Annotated in this window: 20 protein-coding genes and 1 pseudogene; 8 read left to right on the top strand and 13 right to left on the bottom strand. The window is 34.9% G+C overall.

Annotated elements, in window-relative coordinates:
- Window positions 1–222: 222 nt before the first annotated feature.
- Window positions 223–768, bottom strand: coding sequence for a GNAT family N-acetyltransferase (locus JV528_RS00590; protein WP_000467631.1), 546 nt, complete (start codon window positions 766–768; stop codon window positions 223–225).
- A gap of 280 nt (window positions 769–1,048) precedes the next feature.
- Here JV528_RS00590 and JV528_RS00585 point away from each other — a divergent pair, with 280 nt between their 5' ends.
- Window positions 1,049–2,044, top strand: a complete 996-nt coding sequence (locus JV528_RS00585; RefSeq protein WP_000157635.1) for a YeiH family protein — start codon at window positions 1,049–1,051, stop codon at window positions 2,042–2,044.
- A gap of 59 nt (window positions 2,045–2,103) precedes the next feature.
- Here JV528_RS00585 and JV528_RS00580 read toward each other — a convergent pair whose 3' ends face one another.
- Genes JV528_RS00580 through JV528_RS00570 form a run of 3 tightly spaced genes read right to left on the bottom strand, consistent with a single transcriptional unit; the run spans window position 2,104 to window position 4,685 of the window.
- A complete protein-coding gene (locus tag JV528_RS00580; RefSeq protein WP_001028426.1) occupies window positions 2,104–2,670 on the bottom strand; it encodes an NADPH-dependent FMN reductase in 567 nt (188 codons plus the stop codon).
- 13 nt (window positions 2,671–2,683) lie between these two features.
- Window positions 2,684–3,745 (bottom strand): LLM class flavin-dependent oxidoreductase, encoded by a 1,062-nt coding sequence (locus tag JV528_RS00575; RefSeq protein WP_001086100.1) that lies wholly within the window; start codon window positions 3,743–3,745, stop codon window positions 2,684–2,686.
- A 13-nt stretch (window positions 3,746–3,758) separates the two neighbouring features.
- Window positions 3,759–4,685, bottom strand: a complete 927-nt coding sequence (locus JV528_RS00570) for a VOC family protein (RefSeq protein WP_204177121.1) — start codon at window positions 4,683–4,685, stop codon at window positions 3,759–3,761.
- Between the two features lie 311 nt (window positions 4,686–4,996).
- On the opposite strand from JV528_RS00570, the gene glpT reads away from it, so the two are divergent.
- Entirely contained in the window at window positions 4,997–6,355 is a 1,359-nt protein-coding gene (glpT, locus tag JV528_RS00565) for a glycerol-3-phosphate transporter (protein WP_001010116.1), read from the top strand.
- 79 nt (window positions 6,356–6,434) lie between these two features.
- On the opposite strand, the gene JV528_RS00560 is transcribed toward glpT, so the two are convergent.
- The 3 genes from JV528_RS00560 to mepR form a co-directional block, all read right to left on the bottom strand.
- Window positions 6,435–6,878, bottom strand: coding sequence for a MepB family protein (locus JV528_RS00560; RefSeq protein WP_000278309.1), 444 nt, complete (start codon window positions 6,876–6,878; stop codon window positions 6,435–6,437).
- Window positions 6,879–6,983: 105 nt separating this feature from the next.
- Window positions 6,984–8,339, bottom strand: a complete 1,356-nt coding sequence (gene mepA / locus JV528_RS00555) for a multidrug efflux MATE transporter MepA (RefSeq protein WP_204177120.1) — start codon at window positions 8,337–8,339, stop codon at window positions 6,984–6,986.
- A gap of 106 nt (window positions 8,340–8,445) precedes the next feature.
- Entirely contained in the window at window positions 8,446–8,865 is a 420-nt protein-coding gene (gene mepR, locus JV528_RS00550) for a multidrug efflux transporter transcriptional repressor MepR (protein WP_000397416.1), read from the bottom strand.
- Between the two features lie 211 nt (window positions 8,866–9,076).
- Here mepR and JV528_RS00545 point away from each other — a divergent pair, with 211 nt between their 5' ends.
- The 4 genes from JV528_RS00545 to JV528_RS00530 are packed head-to-tail and all read left to right on the top strand — an operon-like array spanning window position 9,077 to window position 13,127.
- Window positions 9,077–11,032, top strand: a complete 1,956-nt coding sequence (locus JV528_RS00545) for a BglG family transcription antiterminator (protein WP_000954285.1) — start codon at window positions 9,077–9,079, stop codon at window positions 11,030–11,032.
- A 4-nt stretch (window positions 11,033–11,036) separates the two neighbouring features.
- On the top strand, window positions 11,037–11,480 hold the full coding sequence (locus JV528_RS00540) for a PTS sugar transporter subunit IIA (RefSeq protein WP_000050762.1): 444 nt from the start codon (window positions 11,037–11,039) through the stop codon (window positions 11,478–11,480).
- 1 nt (window position 11,481) lies between these two features.
- Window positions 11,482–11,766 carry a PTS sugar transporter subunit IIB gene (locus JV528_RS00535; RefSeq protein WP_000699537.1) on the top strand — a complete coding sequence of 95 codons (285 nt, stop codon included), beginning with the start codon at window positions 11,482–11,484 and terminating at the stop codon, window positions 11,764–11,766.
- 14 nt (window positions 11,767–11,780) lie between these two features.
- The gene (locus JV528_RS00530; RefSeq protein WP_001147973.1) at window positions 11,781–13,127 is read left to right on the top strand and encodes a PTS ascorbate transporter subunit IIC; all 1,347 of its coding nucleotides are present in this window, start codon (window positions 11,781–11,783) and stop codon (window positions 13,125–13,127) included.
- A gap of 143 nt (window positions 13,128–13,270) precedes the next feature.
- Here JV528_RS00530 and lplA read toward each other — a convergent pair whose 3' ends face one another.
- The 6 genes from lplA to JV528_RS00500 form a co-directional block, all read right to left on the bottom strand.
- Window positions 13,271–14,293 carry a lipoate--protein ligase gene (gene lplA / locus JV528_RS00525; protein WP_204177118.1) on the bottom strand — a complete coding sequence of 341 codons (1,023 nt, stop codon included), beginning with the start codon at window positions 14,291–14,293 and terminating at the stop codon, window positions 13,271–13,273.
- Window positions 14,271–15,215 carry an SIR2 family NAD-dependent protein deacylase gene (locus tag JV528_RS00520; RefSeq protein ID WP_001191940.1) on the bottom strand — a complete coding sequence of 315 codons (945 nt, stop codon included), beginning with the start codon at window positions 15,213–15,215 and terminating at the stop codon, window positions 14,271–14,273. The genes lplA and JV528_RS00520 overlap by 23 nt, the downstream gene beginning before the upstream one ends.
- Complete coding sequence (locus JV528_RS00515) at window positions 15,205–16,005, bottom strand: protein-ADP-ribose hydrolase (RefSeq protein ID WP_065315603.1); 801 nt, start codon at window positions 16,003–16,005, stop codon at window positions 15,205–15,207. Before JV528_RS00515 ends, JV528_RS00520 begins: the two co-directional genes overlap by 11 nt.
- Entirely contained in the window at window positions 16,006–16,338 is a 333-nt protein-coding gene (locus JV528_RS00510; protein ID WP_000731878.1) for a glycine cleavage system H family protein, read from the bottom strand.
- A gap of 33 nt (window positions 16,339–16,371) precedes the next feature.
- Complete coding sequence (locus JV528_RS00505) at window positions 16,372–17,373, bottom strand: LLM class flavin-dependent oxidoreductase (protein WP_000240064.1); 1,002 nt, start codon at window positions 17,371–17,373, stop codon at window positions 16,372–16,374.
- A 113-nt stretch (window positions 17,374–17,486) separates the two neighbouring features.
- Window positions 17,487–17,585 carry a hypothetical protein gene (locus JV528_RS00500; protein ID WP_014532562.1) on the bottom strand — a complete coding sequence of 33 codons (99 nt, stop codon included), beginning with the start codon at window positions 17,583–17,585 and terminating at the stop codon, window positions 17,487–17,489.
- 95 nt (window positions 17,586–17,680) lie between these two features.
- Here JV528_RS00500 and JV528_RS00495 point away from each other — a divergent pair, with 95 nt between their 5' ends.
- Both JV528_RS00495 and JV528_RS00490 read left to right on the top strand, forming a co-directional pair.
- Window positions 17,681–18,880 (top strand): NADH-dependent flavin oxidoreductase, encoded by a 1,200-nt coding sequence (locus tag JV528_RS00495; protein WP_204177113.1) that lies wholly within the window; start codon window positions 17,681–17,683, stop codon window positions 18,878–18,880.
- Window positions 18,881–18,952: 72 nt separating this feature from the next.
- Window positions 18,953–19,780: pseudogene (locus JV528_RS00490) on the top strand (alpha/beta hydrolase).
- Window positions 19,781–19,951: the final 171 nt, after the last annotated feature.

Raw genomic sequence — 19,951 nt, 5'->3', positions numbered from 1 at the left:
GCCCTCATTCGTACTATCTCACACTCCCTAAATGCCAAGATAATACGTGGCTCTTAAAATGATGATTTTAAGGCATCCTCCCACGAACATTATCTAGTTGATAATAATTATCAAAATCATTATATTGTTATAAAATAATACTGTCAACAACCTTTTTAGTTTGAAAATAAATAAAAGAGTAACACTTATATGTAAGTCATTACTCTTTTGTAGTCTGATTTATCATCCTTCATTATATTCTGATTTTAATAAACTATAGATGTAACTCGATGAATAAATACCATTTAGTAATTCATTGTCACGTAACATACCTTCTCTAGTAAATCCCAGTCTTTCAGGAATAGCTTGGCTTTTTTCATTATTAACTGCGGCACTAATCTCAATTCGGTTTAAGTCAATCTCTTCGAAGCAATACTTTATCAATGCCTCAACTGCTTGCGTCATAATCCCATGACCCTCATATTGTTTATCTAAATAATACCCTAATGAAGTTTTTCTGTGCATGTGATTAATTTCATGTAAACCTATGACACCAACTAGCGTTCCCTCATACCAAATACCACACTGAAATCCATTACCATCAGCAAATTGCAAAAGTCCTCTTTTAATAAACGCATGCGTATCTGATGGCTGCTCAGTTGCATCTACCCAAGGTAACCATTCCCTAAGTGAATCTCTTGAACGATTGACTAAATTGAAAAGTGCCTCTGTGTCATGGGCCTCTAAAATTTTTAACCTTATTAGTTCATTCACTTTCATTCCAAACATACCATCACATCCTCATTCATTTTTCATATAATTCTGTAAATTATCACTATAATAACATATTGTTATTTCACCTTGCATATTAAATTTGTTTTCTATCAACTAAGGGAGTGAAATAGAATTGATAAAGACCCACTAATGATTTATTATGTAGCGCTTCTTACACATCACCCTATTCCGTATCACACAACTCAATTTAAATACCATTTTATTATTCATTCCAAATTTATATTTAAAAATACGACAAAACAGTGCTAAAATGCTATTAAAGGAGGCACTGCTCATGGCATCATTGAAAAATAAGCATTTTATGATTGGACTATCATTAACATTTATAGTCGCATTATTTAGCTTTTTAGCAGCTAAATTGCCAATCTTAGATAAGGTTGGCGCATTAACTATCGCGATATTAATCGCTATTCTATATCGTCACTTTAGAGGATATCCTGAACAATATAGCTCAGGTATTACGTTTTCATCTAAATATTTATTAAGATTTGCAATCATCCTATATGGACTTAAACTCAATATATTCGATATTATCGGTCAAGGTAGTAGACTATTAGCCATCGATGTAGGTGTCGTTATTTTCAGTATTGTAATGATGCTCTTTGTCAACAAACTGTTGCATGGTGACAAAAACATCGCATTATTACTAGGTGTAGGTACAGGCGTTTGTGGTGCTGCCGCTATTGCTGCAGTAGCTCCAATATTCAAATCACGTGAAAAGGATACAGCTATTAGTATCGGTATCATCGCATTGATTGGTACGATATTTTCACTTATATATACAGCTATCTACGCTATCTTTTCAATGACGACAAATGTTTATGGCGCTTGGTCCGGCGTTAGTCTTCATGAAATTGCACACGTTGTCTTAGCTGGTGGCTTTGGTGGTAGTGATGCACTTAAAATCGCACTTCTTGGTAAACTTGGTAGAGTATTCTTACTGATTCCATTAACCATCGTACTTATTTTAATTATGCGTTTCCGTTCATCAGAATCATCTAGCAAGGGTCGAATAAGCATTCCATACTTTTTAATTGGATTTGTCATTATGGCCTTAGTGAATACATATGTAACTATTCCATCAGCATTGCTAAATATTTTAAATACCGTATCAACAATTTGCTTATTAATGGCCATGGTTGCTTTAGGGTTAAATGTTGCTTTTAAAGATCTTAAAAATCGCGCACTTAAACCGCTTATGACAATCATTATTACCTCAATATGCTTGTCATCACTTGCCTTTATCGTCGTTCACTGGCTATATAGTTAATATAAAAAGACGCTCAAACACTTACAAATATAGTGTGCCGAGCGTCTTATTTTTATACTTTAAAAGTCGTATTGGTTGTTTTCTTCTTCAAGCACTTGTTGTTGTACTTTAGCAGTTCGCATTGTGGATTGTGCCAACGCTTTCAAACGAAATACAACATCATCATTGACAATTTGTTGATTTGAAAAATCTTTCTCTTCAATAAATACATACGTTTGCATCGTATGTGCTTTCATGTAACTCAATATTGGTTTTAAATGCATTTCAGGAATTAAATAATGTTTACTAGAACCTGCTGTCGCTACAAGTCCTATTACCTTATCACGAAACGCATTGACTGGAAGTAAATCAAACACATTTTTCAAAGCACCAGGGATGGAAGCTTGAAAAATTGGAAAACCAATAAAAATCACATCAGCCTGCATTAAAGACGTCGTTAATTTATATACATCTCCTGTAGTATCTAGATAATTCTTTCCAACACTAAATTCTAATTCGAGATCTCGTAAATCCATCAATTCTATTTGGTGTCCCTCATTGATGACTTCTAGTTCATTTTTTAAATCATCCATAGCAATTCTCGTTTTAGAACCTACTGTGGAACCTGACAATAATACAATATTCATGATGACGCCCCTCCTATTTTGATAAATGCTTTTTAATCGCCGGTATAATGTCGTTGCCAATTAACTCTATATTCTTCATTACATTTTCAAATGGCACACCGCCAAAATCAAGCTGTGCCATAAAACGTTGATGACCATACAACTCGTGTTGATACAATATCTTTTCAATAATTTGTTGCGGGCTTCCAACCATTAGCGCTTCTCTATAATCTGGTGAATTAGCAAATTGCTGTTTCGGATAACCAACGCCACGAATAAATGACATCCCTGTATTCAAATGTGGATAAAATTCTCTCATAGCATCCTGAGTTGTTTCAGCTGTATAAAACAGACTCGCTGTACTTACTGGTAAAGACTTGGGCGAAGCATCGAAACCTGCTTCAGTTGCTGCTTGACGATAAGCATCTATAGAATCTTTAAAGTTCATTGCTGGGCCACCAAGGGTTGTAATCATCATTGGCACACCTTGTTTCCCCGCTTTGATAGCACTTGCAGGTGGACCACCAACAGCACGCCATATTGGCAATGTATTATCGATTGGTCTTGGGAATATTTTCATATTTCTAAGTTCTGGACGATATTTTCCAGACCAAGTAATACGTTCAGTTTTATTTAACTCTAAAAGTAAACCTAATTTTTCTTCAAACAATTCATCATAGTCTTTTAAATCATAGCCAAACAAATCAAAAATACCTGTTCTTGATGCTCTACCAGCCACAATTTCGGCTCTACCATGAGAAATCAAATCTAATGTCGCGAAGTCTTCAAATACTCTTACAGGATCTGTTGCACTAATAATCGTTGAAGAACTTGAAACTTTAATATGCTTTGTCGCTTGGGCAATTGCACCTAACACAACCGTATGTGCCTGTGTTGTAAAATGCTCCTGATGACTTTCACCAACTGCAAAAACATCAATACCCGCTTCATCTGCTAATTTACTTGCTTCAATAATTTCATTAATACGTTGCTCATAACTAACTTTTTCACCTTTAAATGGATTCAATAAATGATCACCTAAGGAATACAAACCAAACTCAAGAGGCGTATTTTTATTCATTTCTAATTTTGCCATTAAACATTCTCCTTTATATTTCGTGTAACTTACTTTCAATTTGTTCACGTTCTGCTTCTAAAAAGTCGGGCAAGTTCAATTGACTTCCTAATTGTTCAACAGGTGTATCAATAGTAAATCCAGGCGCTTCAGTCGCAAATTCATACATAATTGAATTATGTCGATAGTATAATGATTTAAAGAAATAGCGATCAATTATACCCGAATTACTTTGTGGTTGTTGTTGTAATTTCTTGTAAATTACATCTAATTCACTCATTTGTGGTGTATTAACTGCAATATGATGGATATAACCTCGTCCAGGTCTTTCACGTTGTTCCTGTTGCTCAATAACTACAAAATCCGAATATAAACCTTGTGGTGCTAATGTCAGCACATCGAATGATTTATTATCTCTTTTGCGATAACCTAAGACATTTTCCAAAAATTCTACCGTACGCGCTGCATTTCTAACTCTTAATTCTACTGGCCCTATTCCTAAAATTTGATATGCTTGAGGTATTTCACTATAAGCGTTATGTTGCCATTGATGTGGTACTTCAAAACTATCATTAACAAGCAGTATGATTTCTAAGTCGTCTTCATCTTTAAAAACAACACCTTCTTGTCCAAGATAGTACAAATGTTCAGACTTAATACCATTATTCTCAAGACGTTTTTCAAAATAATGAAGTGCCGCTTGATTTGGTACTAATAATGAAAATCGATAAATCGTTTCAGTACCTGGCTGCTTATGACCCGCATTGGGAATTTCAAAAAAGCTTAAAATTGTTCCGGCTGTACCTACTTCGTCCCCATAAAACAAATGATACATTGAAGGATTGTCTTGATTAACCGACTTTTCAACCAATCGTAATCCAAGGACATTTGTGTAAAAATCCTTATTACGTTTTGCATCTTTTGTATACATGGATATGTGATGATGCCCTACTATATTCATACTATCCCTCCTATTAGTATAAATTTTATACCAACTTACATAAAAAAGATAGTTATATGCCATTTACCCCTTTTCTGCAAATAAAAATATGTTTGCACTCATTCGTAGATACACAGCTAGTATGTAAAACGCCATAATAATTGCATAATTATAAATTTATGTGTGGCAATTTATTTTTTCTAAACGTTTATAAAATACTTCAAAAACTAAATCTTCAAGATTTCACAAAAGTATATTGACAACGCTTTCATACATGTCTAATATAAGTTTATCGCACAAAATGCATATAAATACATATTAAGGAGGATTTTATGAATTTTCTTAAACCTGCAAAGCATATTAAGCCTTTGCCAGAAAATCAGATAGATGATACCTATAAACGATTACGTCTCCAAGTATTTCTTGGTATTTTCATCGGTTACGCTGGGTACTATTTATTACGTAAAAACTTTTCATTAGCGATGCCGGCATTGCAAGAGCAAGGTTTTACAAAAGCGGAACTAGGTTTTGCACTTTCTGCTGTTTCCATCGCATATGGATTTAGTAAGTTCTTTATGGGTACTGTAAGTGATCGGAGCAATGCTCGGATATTCTTAGTTCTTGGATTAGTACTCACTGCTATCGTCAATTTGTTAATGGGATTTGTACCGTTCTTTACATCAGGTATCGGTATTATGTTTGTCCTATTATTCTTAAATGGATGGTTTCAAGGTATGGGCTGGCCACCTTCAGGCCGTGTTCTCGTTCACTGGTTTAGTGTAAGTGAACGCGGAAGTAAGACTGCCCTTTGGAACGTTGCGCATAATGTTGGTGGAGGTATTATGGCACCTATTGCTGCTTGGGGTATTACAACAACAGCATTTATCAACTTTGGTTATTTAAAAGGTTTCGAAGGTGTATTCATTTACCCTGCACTCTTAGCACTTATCATTGCCGCAATTTCATACGTATTGATTAGAGACACACCTCAATCTCAAGGTTTACCTCCAATCGAAATTTATAAAAATGACTTTGCTACAAGCGATAAGAAAACATTAGAAACAGAATTAACTACAAAAGAAATTTTATTTAAATATGTACTGAACAATAAATGGGTATGGGCAATTGCCTTTGCAAATATATTTGTTTATTTCGTGCGTTATGGTGTACTTGATTGGGCGCCAGTCTACTTAAGTGAAGAAAAACATTTCGACTTAAAAGCATCAGGTTGGGCATACTTCTTATACGAATGGGCTGGAATTCCTGGTACATTATTATGTGGTTACATTTCTGATAAATTATTCAAAGGTCGTCGTGGACCTGCAGGTTTCTTCTTTATGTTAGGTGTCACAGTATTTGTATTAATTTATTGGTTAAATCCTCCAGGCAATGCTTGGTTAGACAATGTCTCATTAATTGCCATTGGTTTCTTAATATATGGACCAGTTATGTTAATTGGTTTACAAGCATTAGATTATGTACCTAAAAAAGCAGCTGGCACAGCAGCTGGATTAACAGGATTATTTGGTTATCTGTTTGGTGCTGTAATGGCCAACATCGTCTTAGGTGCTGTAGTTGATAAATTCGGATGGGATGTCGGTTTTATTTTATTAACAGCAATCAGTGTGTTTGCAATGTTGAGCTTTATCCTCACTTGGAATAAAGTAGGACAAGAAACCGTTCATCATTAAATGATAAAAAATAAAGTCATATGGTTATCTTATCGAAAGATGATATATTCATCTCTTATAAGTTCAACCATATGACTTTTTAATTAGTATTCAAAAAATATTTACATTGCCACTTTTGTGTTTGCTCTGCTCTTTTATTCAATTGATTACACCACTTAGGATAAACTCTAAAAGCCATCTTACCTTTATGTTCAAATGTAGTTAAGATACCTTTTTCTATCAATAATTCCCTAGGAAATAAAAAATAACCGCTTAATTCTTCATCAATAACTATAATCATTAAGTAATCTGCAAATGCCTCTTTTGAGTATGGTTGATTACAATTGTTCTCGTCTTTTGTCCAACATGTAACAAAATACCCTGCTTTAGTCGGTGTTTTCTTAGCTAACCTACTTTGATATGTTTCCTCTTTAAAGCTAAATGTTAATGCTTCGTAATCTTGATTATATTTTTCTTCAGTTAAATCTTTAACTTCTGATTCTTCACTAAAAATATATTTCAACAGTATTTTAGATTTATACATATGCCATTCTCACTTTATTTTTTCATAATCGTATCATATATTTATTTTTTATTTGAAAAATACACTTCCGACCGAAATATACTCAGCCAGAAGTGTACGAAATATTTAACCTTCTATTAATTCAGATGTATCAACTGTCAAACGATCACGTAATAAATAGACGATTAACATTGCTGCTAAAGCACAAAGTGACTCAGCAATTAATAATGACCAAATGACACCTGTTAGTCCAAACAAAGCATTCATAATAAATAGTACTGGAATGATAACCACACCTTGTAAAATGGCCATAATTGTAGCACCGCGACCTTGACCAGTTGCTTGAAGCATACCAGTAAACAAGAAACCTATACCATTTAATAATAATGATGTCATTGTTACTTTCAAAATAAATGTCGCCATCTCAACGATGGCTTGATCAGTAGTAAATAGTCCGACCATATGATGACCAATTGTAAATACAGCAATCATACATACAACAAAGATAACGCCGATAGACATGATAACTGCTTTGATAACGTCTTTCATACGACCTTTATTTGACATAAAGTTATATGCAATTAATGGTACAACACCTTCACATAATCCCATGATAATAAGTTCTGGAAATTGCACAAGTCTAAATGAGATACCATAACTTGCAATCACGAAGTTTCCATAATGTGCTAAAAATAAATTTAAAACTAATCCTGTGAATCCCATTAAGATACTCATTAAAAATGCAGGAATACCTATTTTAAAGATTTCAGAAAGCATTTCTTTATTAGGTTTCGCAAGTTTAATATTAACTGACACAACGTCACTATTTTTCATAAAATAAACGATAAAGAACAGAGCAGCAGCAACATTACTGATTGCAGTACCCAAAGCTGCACCAACAACGTTTAAATCAAAACCAAAAATTAAAATTGGATCTAAAATAATATTTAAGCCTACACTAGCTAGCATACCAATCATAGAAATCATTGGTGCCCCAATTGCACGTGCAAATTGTTCTAATATGAAGAATAAAATTACAAAAGGCACACTTAAAAACATTACTTTCAAATAATTACTTGTTAAAGCTAACGTTTCACCTCTAGCCCCTAAAATTGCTGCGATTTGATCACTGAATGGTAAAGCAACTAAAATTACGATAAGTCCTAGTGCAATACCACCATAAATAGAGAAACTACTTACAAATTTACTCTTACTATAGTCTTTCGCACCTAATAAACGTGAAATATAAGTTCCTGCACCAACGCCAAATAAATTACCCAACCCCATTAAGATAGCAAATACTGGCAGTGTTAGTGAGATAGCAGAAATCATGTGGCTATCTTCTAAAAATCCTATAAAGTAAATATTTAATATGCCATAAATAACGCTTAATAAAGTCCCTATCATCATTGGCAATGAGAAATGCATCATCGCTTTAAATACTGGCGATTTCTCAAAATAATATAATTGTTCGTCTTTCATTGTTCAATACTCCTTGTCTTTTTCAATAATTAGCTCACTAACAATTAGATATCTAACTATAACATTAAAGATAAAGTGACTGATTTCTACCAGTCACGCTTACCATTTATTGTAAACTAGATAACATTTTCGTTAAGTTTGCTTTCATTTGTTCATTTTCTTCTTCAGATAACTGCGATACGAGTGTTTGCTCCATTTCATCAAATATCGAAGTGAATGCTTCTACAAGTTTAATCCCAGAGGTAGTCAGTCCTATATTCTTTCTTCTCGTATCTTGTGCATCGACATAGCGATAAATCAACTTTTTACGTTCAAGGTTCCTTAATAAATTACTGACAGTTGGACCTGTTCGTTGTAATGCTTTAGCAATATCATTTTGTGTCAGTCCATCTTGTTGATGTGCATAAAGATAACCTAACGTATGACCTTGCTCATTTGTAATATCAAATTGCTCTAACTTTTGATCAGCCTTTTGTTTCATCTCATGACTAATCATTCTAAATAAATACGAATAAGTGAATTCCATTTATTGCACCACCATTTCGTTAGATGTCTAACTAAATATACTGCGACATTTTTAAATTGTCAACATGAAAATCTAATTTATTTTAAAAGTTCCTATAAAATCTTGCGCCATAAACATTTTGATATGCAATTTTTCGGATTAAAATATGAAAGAGATTGCATATCTACGTTTTTAAGAAATCGCTTACAATTACAAACAGGAGGATATTACGTTGTTAAGTTATAGACAAATCGAAATTTTGTATCTTTTAATTCATGAGCAAACGTTTATTCCAATCAATACCATTGCTAATCAACTTGGTGTATCACCTCGTACCATTCAATATGATATAGCATATATTGAGCAATATGCTGAAACTTATCATTACCAAGTCAGCCGTAATAAAGCTGCAGGCATCAAAGTAACAACAGCTAACACAACGATATTAAATGAATTAGAGCACAATCTAACGAATCAAATTCATTTTTCAAAAGATGAGCGACTCACACATATCGCTTTAAAGTTATTCGAAACAACTGATCCTGTTTCAACAAAGCAACTTGCACAAGATGTTAATGTTTCGCGTCGGACAATTGCAGATGATATTAAAATGATTCAAGCCCAACTAGATCAATACCATTTAAAGTTAAATTATGTCCACAATAAAGGATTCAATATTATTGGTGAGGAAGATCATTATCGTAAAGCGTATGCACACTTTATACATCAATATATGAAACAAGCTGCACCTTTTATAGAGGCTGATATCTTTAATTCAGAATCTATCGCATTGGTTCGCCGTGCCATTATTAAGACATTAAATAGTGAAAATTATCAATTAGTTCAGTCGGCTATCGATGGCTTAATCTATCATATACTCATTGCCATTCAGCGTTTAAATGAAAATTTTTCGTTCGATATACCTATCAATGAAATTGATAAATGGCGACATACTAATCAGTATGCTATTGCTTCAAAACTGATAGAAAACTTAGAACGCAGTTGTAATGTCACATTTCCAGAGTCTGAAATTATCTTTATCACGTTACATTTACTAGGCTCTAAAATGACCGAACATACAGCATCTTCAATTACCTTTGAATACCATGATTTATCGCAAAATATACATGAATTGATCACTTGTGTTAGCCAAGAATTAGGCATTGACATGTCAAAAGACAACAAGTTGCATACCAGTCTGATCACACATATCAAACCAGCTATACATCGTATTAAATACGATATGCTACAACCTAATCCTTTGAGGCAAGAAGTTATGCGTCGCTATCCTCAAATCATTGAAGCCGTTAGCAAGCATATTAGCCCAATTGAACAAGATGCTGCTATTCGCTTCAACGAAGATGAATTAACATACATTACAATTCATTTCGCATCAAGTATAGAGCGTGTTGCAACACATAAACAATCAATGATTAAGGTTGTCTTACTATGTGGTTCTGGTATAGGCACGTCGCAACTTTTAAAATCAAAACTAAATCATCTGTATCCTGAGTTTCACATTTGGGATGCCTACTCCATTTATCAATTGGAAGAAAGTCGATTATTGCAAGATAACATTGATTATGTCATTTCAACAGTACCTTGTGAAATCTCAGCTGTACCAGTTATTCATGTCGATCCATTTATCAACCAGCAATCTCGTCAAAAATTGAATCAAATTATCAATGACTCAAGAGAACAACGAGTCATGAAAATGGCAACTGATGGCAAGTCACTCGCAGATTTATTGCCTGAACATCGCATCATAATAAATAAACAACCATTATCAATTGAATCGGCAATTACAGTGGCTGTGCAACCTTTAATCAATGATGGCATTGTCAATTCAAATTATACAGCTGCAATTTTAAAACAATTAGAACAATTCGGGTCATATATGGTCATTAGTCCACATATTGCACTTATTCACGCTGGTACTGATTATGTACAGAATGGTGTAGGTTTCACACTAACTTATTTCACTGAAGGGATTATTTTTGGTAGTAAAGCTAACGATCCCGTTCACCTTGTAATTACATTAGCAACAGACCACCCCAATGCACATTTAAAGGCATTGGGACAGTTAAGCGAATGCTTAAGCAACGACTTATATCGACAAGATTTCTTAGATGGGAATATTTTTAAAATTAAACAACACATTGCTTTAACTATGACAAAGGAGGCTTAATAACGTGTCATTAGACATTTTGTCAACAACACGCATCATTGTAAAAGAACAAGTAAATGATTGGACTGAAGCTATAACTATAGCTTCTCAGCCATTACTACAAGAACAAATTATTGAACAAGGCTATGTTCAAGCAATGATTGATAGCGTTAATGAGCTTGGACCTTATATCGTTATCGCACCTGAAATTGCAATTGCACATGCAAGACCAAACAATGACGTACATCAAGTTGGTTTAAGTCTATTAAAGTTGAATCAACATGTGGCATTTTGTGATGAAGATCACTACGCATCACTCATTTTTGTATTGAGTGCCATCGACAATCATTCACACTTATCTGTATTACAAAATTTAGCAACCGTACTGGGCGATAACCAAACAGTCCAGCAACTATTAACTGCAACAAACGCACAAGACATTAAAAACATTTTAAAGGAGCATGATTAATATGAAAATTTTAGTAGTATGTGGCCACGGTTTAGGAAGTAGTTTTATGGTAGAAATGAACGCACAAGAAGCACTTAGGCAACTTAATGCACCATCTGATATCGAAGTTGAACATAGTGACATTATGACAGCAAGTCCAGAGATGGCTGACTTGTTTATTTGTGGTAGAGATTTAGCTGAAAATGCCGAACGTCTAGGGGATGTCTTAGTTCTTGATAATATTTTAGACAAAGCTGAATTACAACAAAAGCTCGCAGAAAAATTACAACAACTTAACATGATTTAAAGGAGGTACGACCTATGCAAGCAATCCTTAATTTTATAGTCGATATTTTAAGTCAACCAGCCATTCTTGTTGCACTGATTGCCTTTATAGGTTTAATCGTTCAGAAAAAACCTGCCGCAACAATCACTTCAGGAACCATTAAAACGATATTAGGCTTCTTAATTTTAAGTGCAGGTGCTGATGTCGTCGTTCGATCTCTTGAGCCATTCGGCAAAATATTCCAACACGCATTCGGTGTGCAAGGTATCGTACCTAATAACGAAGCTATCGTCTCACTAGCCTTAAAAGATTTTGGAACAACAGCTGCACTCATCATGGTCTGTGGCATGATTGTTAATATTTTAATTGCCCGCTTCACTAATTTAAAATATATCTTTTTAACAGGTCATCATACATTTTACATGGCTGCGTTTTTAGCAATCATTTTAACAGTCAGTCATATTAAAGGCTGGCTAACGATTGTTATCGGCGCACTCGTATTAGGATTAATCATGGCAGTCTTACCTGCATTACTCCAACCTACGATGCGAAAAATTACAGGGAATGATCAAGTAGCGTTAGGTCATTTCGGCTCAATCAGTTACTTTGCCGCAGGTGCTGTAGGTCAATTATTCAAAGGTAAGTCTAAATCAACGGAAGAGATTAAATTTCCAAAAGGATTAAGTTTCTTGCGAGAAAGTACAATTAGTATCTCGATTACGATGGCATTACTTTACTTCATCGCATGCTTATTTGCGGGCGTTAGTTATGTACACGAATCTATTAGTGATGGTCAAAACTTTATTGTCTTTTCATTAATTCAAGGCGTGACATTTGCTGCTGGTGTATTCATTATTTTAACGGGCGTTCGCTTAATCTTAGCTGAAATCGTCCCAGCATTTAAAGGCATTTCTGAAAAGCTTGTACCAAATTCTAAACCTGCATTAGACTGCCCTATTGTGTTCCCTTATGCACAAAATGCAGTACTAATTGGATTCTTTGTCAGCTTTATTACAGGTGTCATCGGTATGTTTATCTTATTCTTATTTGGTGGCGTCGTCATTTTACCTGGCGTAGTTGCACACTTCTTCTTAGGTGCAACGGCTGCTGTATTCGGTAATGCAAGAGGCGGTATTAAAGGTGCTGTTGCTGGCGCCGCTCTAAATGGTATCCTAATAACGTTTTTACCATTATTATTCTTGCCATTTTTAGGCGAATTAGGTGGTGCTGCAACAACTTTCTCAGATACAGACTTTTTAGCTGTCGGTATCGTGTTCGGTAACGCAGTAAAATATATGGGATTATTTGGTGCGATTCTATTTATTATTATCGTAGGTGCGACAGCAATTTTATTAAAAGGTCGTCAAAAGCCACAGCAATAGTGCTAACGTAAAAATATAAAACACCGTCACATATTGAGTGAATGCCCCTTTTATCAAGAGGAAAGCCACTTACTTATGGACGGTGTTTTTGTATTATATTAAATAATGTTTAACGAGGGTGCGACATTAACGCCTAAACAAAATTAACTTAAAATCATCTCAACCAATGATTCCACCGTAACATTACCAAAATAATAAACGATGTCTAATTGCTTTAACTGATGCGTTAAATCTTCTCTTGTCATTTTTGTTCCTTGTAATGCTTGTTCCACATCTTTTATGTCACCTTGTCCAAAGAAATCACCAAAAATTCTACAATCTGCAATACGATTTTGTTCAACAGAAATGGTAATATCTACAGTACCTGATGATAATCTTTCACTTCGATTATATTCATATTTGGGTGACTTCCCATAATTCCAATCCCAATTTTTATACTTTTTACTCGCCAATTCTTCAATCGATTCCCAATCTTCATCAGATAATTCGTATCGTTTTGCCTCTTTAATGTCATCGATTCCCAAAATCTGCCTCACCATTAAATTTTTAAATTCTTCAATGGTTATATCACGATACTTTTCATCCAGTGCTTCTCTAAGATGACCAACACGTGCACGCACAGATTTAATCCCTTTCGATGCAATCTTTTTGCGATTAGGCTTTAACACTTTATCCATTGCTTCATAATTAACATCAAGTAATAGCGAATAACCGCCATAAATACGATTGTTCATTAATGTCATTGCGGCGCCTGACACTTTTTTACCATTCAATGTTAAATCATTTCTACCGCTTTGTATCACATCTGTCGCACCTAATGCATGCAACGCCTTTATAGCTGGTTGATAAAATCGTTGAAAATCACCATAAATTGAAGTGTCTTGTTCTAAAATACAACACATATTAACGGCACCTTTATCAACATACACAGCGCCACCACCAGTATCTCGGCGAACTACTTGAATACTGTGTTTATCTATATAATCTTGATTCACTTCTATAGCAGTATTTTGAAAACGTCCAATTTCCACTTTTGGATCACAATAATAAGGAAATAAAATATCTTCATCTAAAAAGATATTCTGGTTAACATAAACTTGCATAGCGAGTGCAATCGCACCATCAGTAATATATTCTCCATTTCTAATCGGTTCTATTAAGTACATCTTCTGTCTCTCCAATGTTGTTATTTTTCGTTGTGCTGTCGTTCCGGAGTGCTACTGTAATCAATGTTGAGATATCATCAGTCAAATGTATGGTACGTTCTTGAATTGAATTCGGAATGCGATATGCTTTTTTATTCATCGTCATATAAAGGGCATTTTCATTTTTACGTGTCATACGCTGAAAAGGATGCTTCACAAATTGTGGTGTAGTATAACCAATTCCAATTTCCAAATACAACACTTTATCATCTTGATGTTGCTCTAGAAAAGCATTATAACGTTGTAGTTGCGCATGAAATTCAGCATCTTCAACCATGCCAACTTCCGCTTTACGTTTATTCACTTCCATTGGGGCATCACATTTTGGACATCTTGGAATCATCTCCCAAGGTATAAGCATATCTTGTTGCGCAACAACCATTTTACGAATTAAATCATCATTGCGATACGTTTGAGCATGACAATGCTGACTACACTGTTGCAGTATATACTCCCCTTGTATATGAAATACATGAGTCATATCATATTCAGCAGCATCGAAAGCATTGTCTGCATTCGTAGTTATGATATGGTACTGTTTACCTTCCACTAAGGATTTTAATGCGAGATAAGACTGACCTACAGGTTGATCTAAATAGTTTAATGTAATAAAACGACTCTCAAATGCCCAATACTCTTGCCAACTGCCATAAGGATGTAAACTCGCTTGCAACATATCAAAAAAGCGATATTTTTCAATGAAATCTGGGAAATTTTCCGTAAAACGCTCTCCTACATATGTAAATCCGTCAGATGCAGACATGCCTGCACCAATTCCAATCACTATCGCATCTGCTTCATCAATCGCAGTACGCAATACTTCAGCCTGCTTTGTCTTGTCATCCATTAAAAGAGACATTGCATTCCATTTACTACTCTGCATCACGGTTCAATGCCTCCTTATACAGTTGTAAATCCTTATCTGTAAATACATTGAACACGACTTTCAATGTTGAATTTGTTTCTTTGAGATAGCTTTCTACTGTTCGAATAGCAATTTCTGCTGCTTCATCTTGAGGAAAAGCAAATACACCTGTAGATATACAGCAAAAAGCGACATGATTTAAACTATGTTGATCAGCAAGCTTAAGACAACTCAAATAGCATTTAGCTAACAAGTCCTGATTCATCTTTGAAACAGGCAATCGACGTATTTGCGGACCAACCGTATGAATTATATACTTTGCTGGCAAATTATATCCACGTGTTATTTTGGCTTTACCTACACCTTCATTGCGCCCTTGTTGTCGAATAATCTCTGCACAATCAAGTCGAACTTGAACACCCGCTTTTGTATGAATAATATTATCAATGCAGTCATGATTAGCTTGCATACATCCTAGAAAACGACTATTTGCAGCATTAACAATAGCATCGATTTTTAATGTCGTGATATCACCTTGCCAAACAAAGATATTGTCACCTTTAATCGGCTTCAAATCCTTCAAATCCGTAACATGTTGACGATTCAAATCACTTAACATAGCATCTTGTACAGCTAAATATTCATCACTTACAGGTAATGCCGGTCTGACATTTGCTAAGCCTCGATATAATTCCCACAAATCTTCAAATGAAGATGGCATTACCAATACGTCATTGTCATTTCTCTCTCGACGCATATCATTGATTAAATATTCAAGTCTCGCTTTATTTGATTTTAATGTTTCCATTTAAGCCTCCGGTAATGCCAGGAATGCTTCTTTATCGACATCATCCAATTTGAACAACCAATTTTCTTCTGGTTTTTCAGAATTTAAAATTGTCGGTTCTTCTTCCGCTTTTGTATTTCGCTCAATAATCGTTCCTGACAATGGCGTTTGCACATCAATGACCGTTTTCGATGCTTCGATACTCACAATTTCATCATCCACTTTAACTTCATCTGGACTTACGAATTCAACATAACCTACCGTCCCAATATCATCTTGCAATTCAGGTGTCATACTAAACACATACAAATCTCCTACTTTTTCTACCCATAAATAATTGGCTAACTTTTTCATCTTATCTTCATCCTTTCTCTTCTATTTAAAATGCTACAAATAGATTTCTGCGAGTAATTTTAATGTTTTACAACGCTGTTCAATGCCTGGAATAAGCGGTGCTACTAACACCTCATCAACTTCAAACGTAGCAATGAAATCATCTAATTGTGCTTTAACCTGTTCTTGTGTACCTGCAATGATGCGTGCTTGATGTGCTTGAATCACCTCTTTGTCTCGATCATTAAGCTTATACTTTTGTGCTGTGTCTACCGATGGAAAATGTTCAAATTCTGCAAATTGTAATTTACCTAATAACCAAACATCTAAGGCATGTTGCAATGCTGCTACTTCCGCTTCATTATCAGCTACAATGACAAATACAGATGCCATCACCTTTGCGTCCATTTTAATCGTTGATGCTTGGAAATGTTTTTTGTAAATATCAATGTTATCCTTCGCTGCATGTATCGCATTTATATCTGGTAGCAAAAATGTTCCAACAGAAAGCCCTATACCTAGTTCGGCAGCTATTTTGGCAGATGTTGCGCTACTACTTAATAACCACATTTCTGGAAAATGATCAATGTGTGGTTGGACACCTAACGTATGCGCACTTGGTTTATCCTTTATTGTAAGATAATCACGTAATAACGAAATCGATTCATCGTAACTATCATATGTAGGATTTATTCCATCTAAAGCTTGCTTTACCATAGTAGTACCGGGATTATTACCAATACCTAAATCAATACGATTTGGATATAACGCTGCCATCATTCTAAAATGCTCAGCAATTTTATAAGGTCGATAGTGCGGCAACATCACACCACCAGAGCCAACTCGTATGTGATTTGTCTGCGCCAATGTATGCATCATCAAAAGTTCTGGACTACTACACGCAAACGCTGGTACATTATGATGTTCCGTAAACCAAATTCGCTTAAAGCCAAGTCGATCTGCTAATTTTGCAAGTGTCACTGAATCCTGCAACGCCTTTTGTGCATCCTTACCTTCATCTATTAAGGCATAGTCTAATACGCTTAATTTAACCAATCCGTCATCTCCAAACTTATCCTGTCATGTCAAACCGACATAACATTTTAACGTTCTTAATACCATTCCCTCTTCATATACCCACGTATATGATAACGTTTTTCAATTAACTTTTATATCTTTTCGCTTTTATTTTTCTTTTTCATATTCATATTTTCAGACCTACAAATGCCATTCATTAGTTTAATTTTAATTTTAAAAATGTTTTCCATGTACCAATTCTATTCTATCAAGACTGTTCATCATTGATTATTCATTCTTTCCATGGTACTTTGAAAACAATATTGAATAGAAAAGGAATCATAGTATGTACCGATACAAACCACTTTTACAATCAATCCACTTACCTAATGGCATCAAAATTTCGAATCGCTTTGTATTATCACCAATGACCGTAAACGCATCAACAAAAGAAGGCTATATTACAAAGGCAGACTTGGCTTATGCTGCACGTCGCTCTAATTCAGCTGGTATGCAAGTCACCGGCGCTGCTTACATTGAACCTTATGGTCAATTGTTTGAATACGGCTTTAATATTGACCATGATGCTTGTATCCCTGGATTAACTAACATGGCATCTACGATGAAACAACATGGTAGCCTCGCTATTATTCAGCTAGCGCATGCTGGTCGTTTTTCAAATCAAGCAATTTTAAATTTTGGAAAGGTGTATGGACCAAGCCCTATGACGTTGCATTCACCGATTGAACACGATGTTATCGCCATGTCTCATGAGAAAATCAATAGTATCATTCAGCAGTATCACGATGCTACATTACGCGCGATTAAAGCAGGGTTTGATGGTGTGGAAATTTCGATTGCACAACGTTTGCTGATTCAAACATTTTTCTCAACTTTTTCGAATAAACGTACAGACCATTACAGTGCCGACTCATTAAAAAATCGTGCAAGATTATGTTTAGAAGTTATGCGTGCGGTACAAGAAGTGATTGATAAAGAAGCACCTGACAATTTTATTTTAGGATTTCGAGCAACGCCAGAAGAAACCAGAGGTAGTGATTTAGGATATACCATTGACGAGTTCAATCAATTAATCGATTGGGTCATGGACGTTTCAAACATCCAATATTTAGCAATCACTAGCTGGGGTCGACATATTTATCAAAATACGTCTCGTACACCAGGTGAACATTTCGGTCGGCCAGTTAACCAAATTGTCTATGAACATTTAGCAGGTCGTATCCCTTTAATTGCAAGTGGCGGGATTAATTCTCCAGAGTCTGCTTTAGATGCTTTACAACATGCAGATATGGTCGGCATGTCTTCGCCTTTTGTCACAGAACCTGACTTTGTGCATAAACTTGCTGAACACCGACCACATGATATCAATCTTGAATTTTCTATGGCAGATTTAGAAGATTTAGCCATTCCACATGCTGCTTTTAAAGATATTGTTAAAATGATGGATTATGGGGAAGGTCTAAAGAAGCATACCCGTGACGCTTTACGTCAATTGGAACAGAATTATCATGACTCATCGTCTTAAGACTATTTTTCATGGAAATTTAATACAGTGTTATAATGACATCAATTTCAAAAATAAGGAGTCTGTATAGTCGTGACTGAAATTAAAGATAAAGTAATTACTAAAGATGCATTTGAATTACCCTACACAATTATTAAAGCAAAAAATCAACCAACAAAAGGCGCTATTGTCTATATCCACGGTGGTGGATTAATGTTCGGTAAAGCTAACGATTTATCCCCACAGTATATCGATATCCTTACGGAACATTACGATTTAATTCAACTAAGTTATCGCTTATTACCAGAAGTAAGTCTCGATTGCATTATTGAGGATGTCTAAGCATCATTCGATGCGATTCAATCACAATATTCTAATTGCCCTATTTTTACCTTTGGCAGATCATCAGGTGCATATTTAAGTCTATTAATTGCACGAGACAGAGATATTGATGGTGTTATTGATTTTTATGGTTATAGTCGCATCAACACTGAACCTTTTAAAACAACTAATAGCTATTACGCTAAAATAGCTCAAAGCGTAAACGAAACAATGATTGCACAACTCACTTCACCAACACCGGTTGTTCAAGATCAAATCGCACAACGTTTTTTAATCTACGTTTATGCACGTGGCACAGGTAAATGGATAAATATGATTAATATTGCTGATTATACCGATTCAAAATACAACATCTCACCAAATGAACTTAAAACACTTCCACCTGTTTTCGTTGCGCATTGTAATGGCGATTATGATGTTCCCGTTGAGGAAAGCGAACATATCATGAATCATGTTCCACATTCAACATTTGAACGCGTGAATAAAAACGAGCATGATTTTGATCGTAGACCTAATGACGAAGCAATCACTATTTATCGTAAAGTTGTTGATTTCTTAAACGCTATAACAATGGTGTAATATACCATTATTTTTAAAAACTCAATTTATCATCATGATAAACAGTTATTCAATCAACCATATTATTCATACAATTTATTAAGCTCATAAACAGATACGCCTGTCCCTTTAGTTTTCGCTAATGAGACAGGCGCTTTATTTCACTTTACTATTTTTAAATTCAACACTGTG

This window comes from Staphylococcus sp. GDB20D11A (genome assembly GCF_016893255.1).
In the GTDB taxonomy this organism is placed as follows: domain Bacteria; phylum Bacillota; class Bacilli; order Staphylococcales; family Staphylococcaceae; genus Staphylococcus; species Staphylococcus aureus.
The sequence above is the reverse complement of the archived record's forward strand: the minus strand, read 5'-3'. Positions and strand labels throughout refer to the sequence as shown.

Excerpts from the sequence above, each read along its gene's own strand:
- JV528_RS00585 (WP_000157635.1), top strand. The coding sequence starts at position 1,049 with ATGGCATCATTGAAAAATAAGCATTTTATGATTGGACTATCATTAACA.
- JV528_RS00515 (WP_065315603.1), bottom strand. The coding sequence starts at position 16,005 with ATGGAAACATTAAAATCAAATAAAGCGAGACTTGAATATTTAATCAAT.
- JV528_RS00535 (WP_000699537.1), top strand. The coding sequence starts at position 11,482 with ATGAAAATTTTAGTAGTATGTGGCCACGGTTTAGGAAGTAGTTTTATG.
- lplA (WP_204177118.1), bottom strand. The coding sequence starts at position 14,293 with ATGTACTTAATAGAACCGATTAGAAATGGAGAATATATTACTGATGGT.
- JV528_RS00570 (WP_204177121.1), bottom strand. The coding sequence starts at position 4,685 with ATGAATATAGTAGGGCATCATCACATATCCATGTATACAAAAGATGCA.
- JV528_RS00575 (WP_001086100.1), bottom strand. The coding sequence starts at position 3,745 with ATGGCAAAATTAGAAATGAATAAAAATACGCCTCTTGAGTTTGGTTTG.
- JV528_RS00590 (WP_000467631.1), bottom strand. The coding sequence starts at position 768 with ATGTTTGGAATGAAAGTGAATGAACTAATAAGGTTAAAAATTTTAGAG.
- JV528_RS00495 (WP_204177113.1), top strand. The coding sequence starts at position 17,681 with ATGTACCGATACAAACCACTTTTACAATCAATCCACTTACCTAATGGC.
- mepR (WP_000397416.1), bottom strand. The coding sequence starts at position 8,865 with ATGGAATTCACTTATTCGTATTTATTTAGAATGATTAGTCATGAGATG.
- glpT (WP_001010116.1), top strand. The coding sequence starts at position 4,997 with ATGAATTTTCTTAAACCTGCAAAGCATATTAAGCCTTTGCCAGAAAAT.
- JV528_RS00510 (WP_000731878.1), bottom strand. The coding sequence starts at position 16,338 with ATGAAAAAGTTAGCCAATTATTTATGGGTAGAAAAAGTAGGAGATTTG.
- JV528_RS00560 (WP_000278309.1), bottom strand. The coding sequence starts at position 6,878 with ATGTATAAATCTAAAATACTGTTGAAATATATTTTTAGTGAAGAATCA.
- JV528_RS00530 (WP_001147973.1), top strand. The coding sequence starts at position 11,781 with ATGCAAGCAATCCTTAATTTTATAGTCGATATTTTAAGTCAACCAGCC.
- JV528_RS00520 (WP_001191940.1), bottom strand. The coding sequence starts at position 15,215 with ATGCAGAGTAGTAAATGGAATGCAATGTCTCTTTTAATGGATGACAAG.
- JV528_RS00580 (WP_001028426.1), bottom strand. The coding sequence starts at position 2,670 with ATGAATATTGTATTATTGTCAGGTTCCACAGTAGGTTCTAAAACGAGA.
- mepA (WP_204177120.1), bottom strand. The coding sequence starts at position 8,339 with ATGAAAGACGAACAATTATATTATTTTGAGAAATCGCCAGTATTTAAA.
- JV528_RS00500 (WP_014532562.1), bottom strand. The coding sequence starts at position 17,585 with ATGGAAAACATTTTTAAAATTAAAATTAAACTAATGAATGGCATTTGT.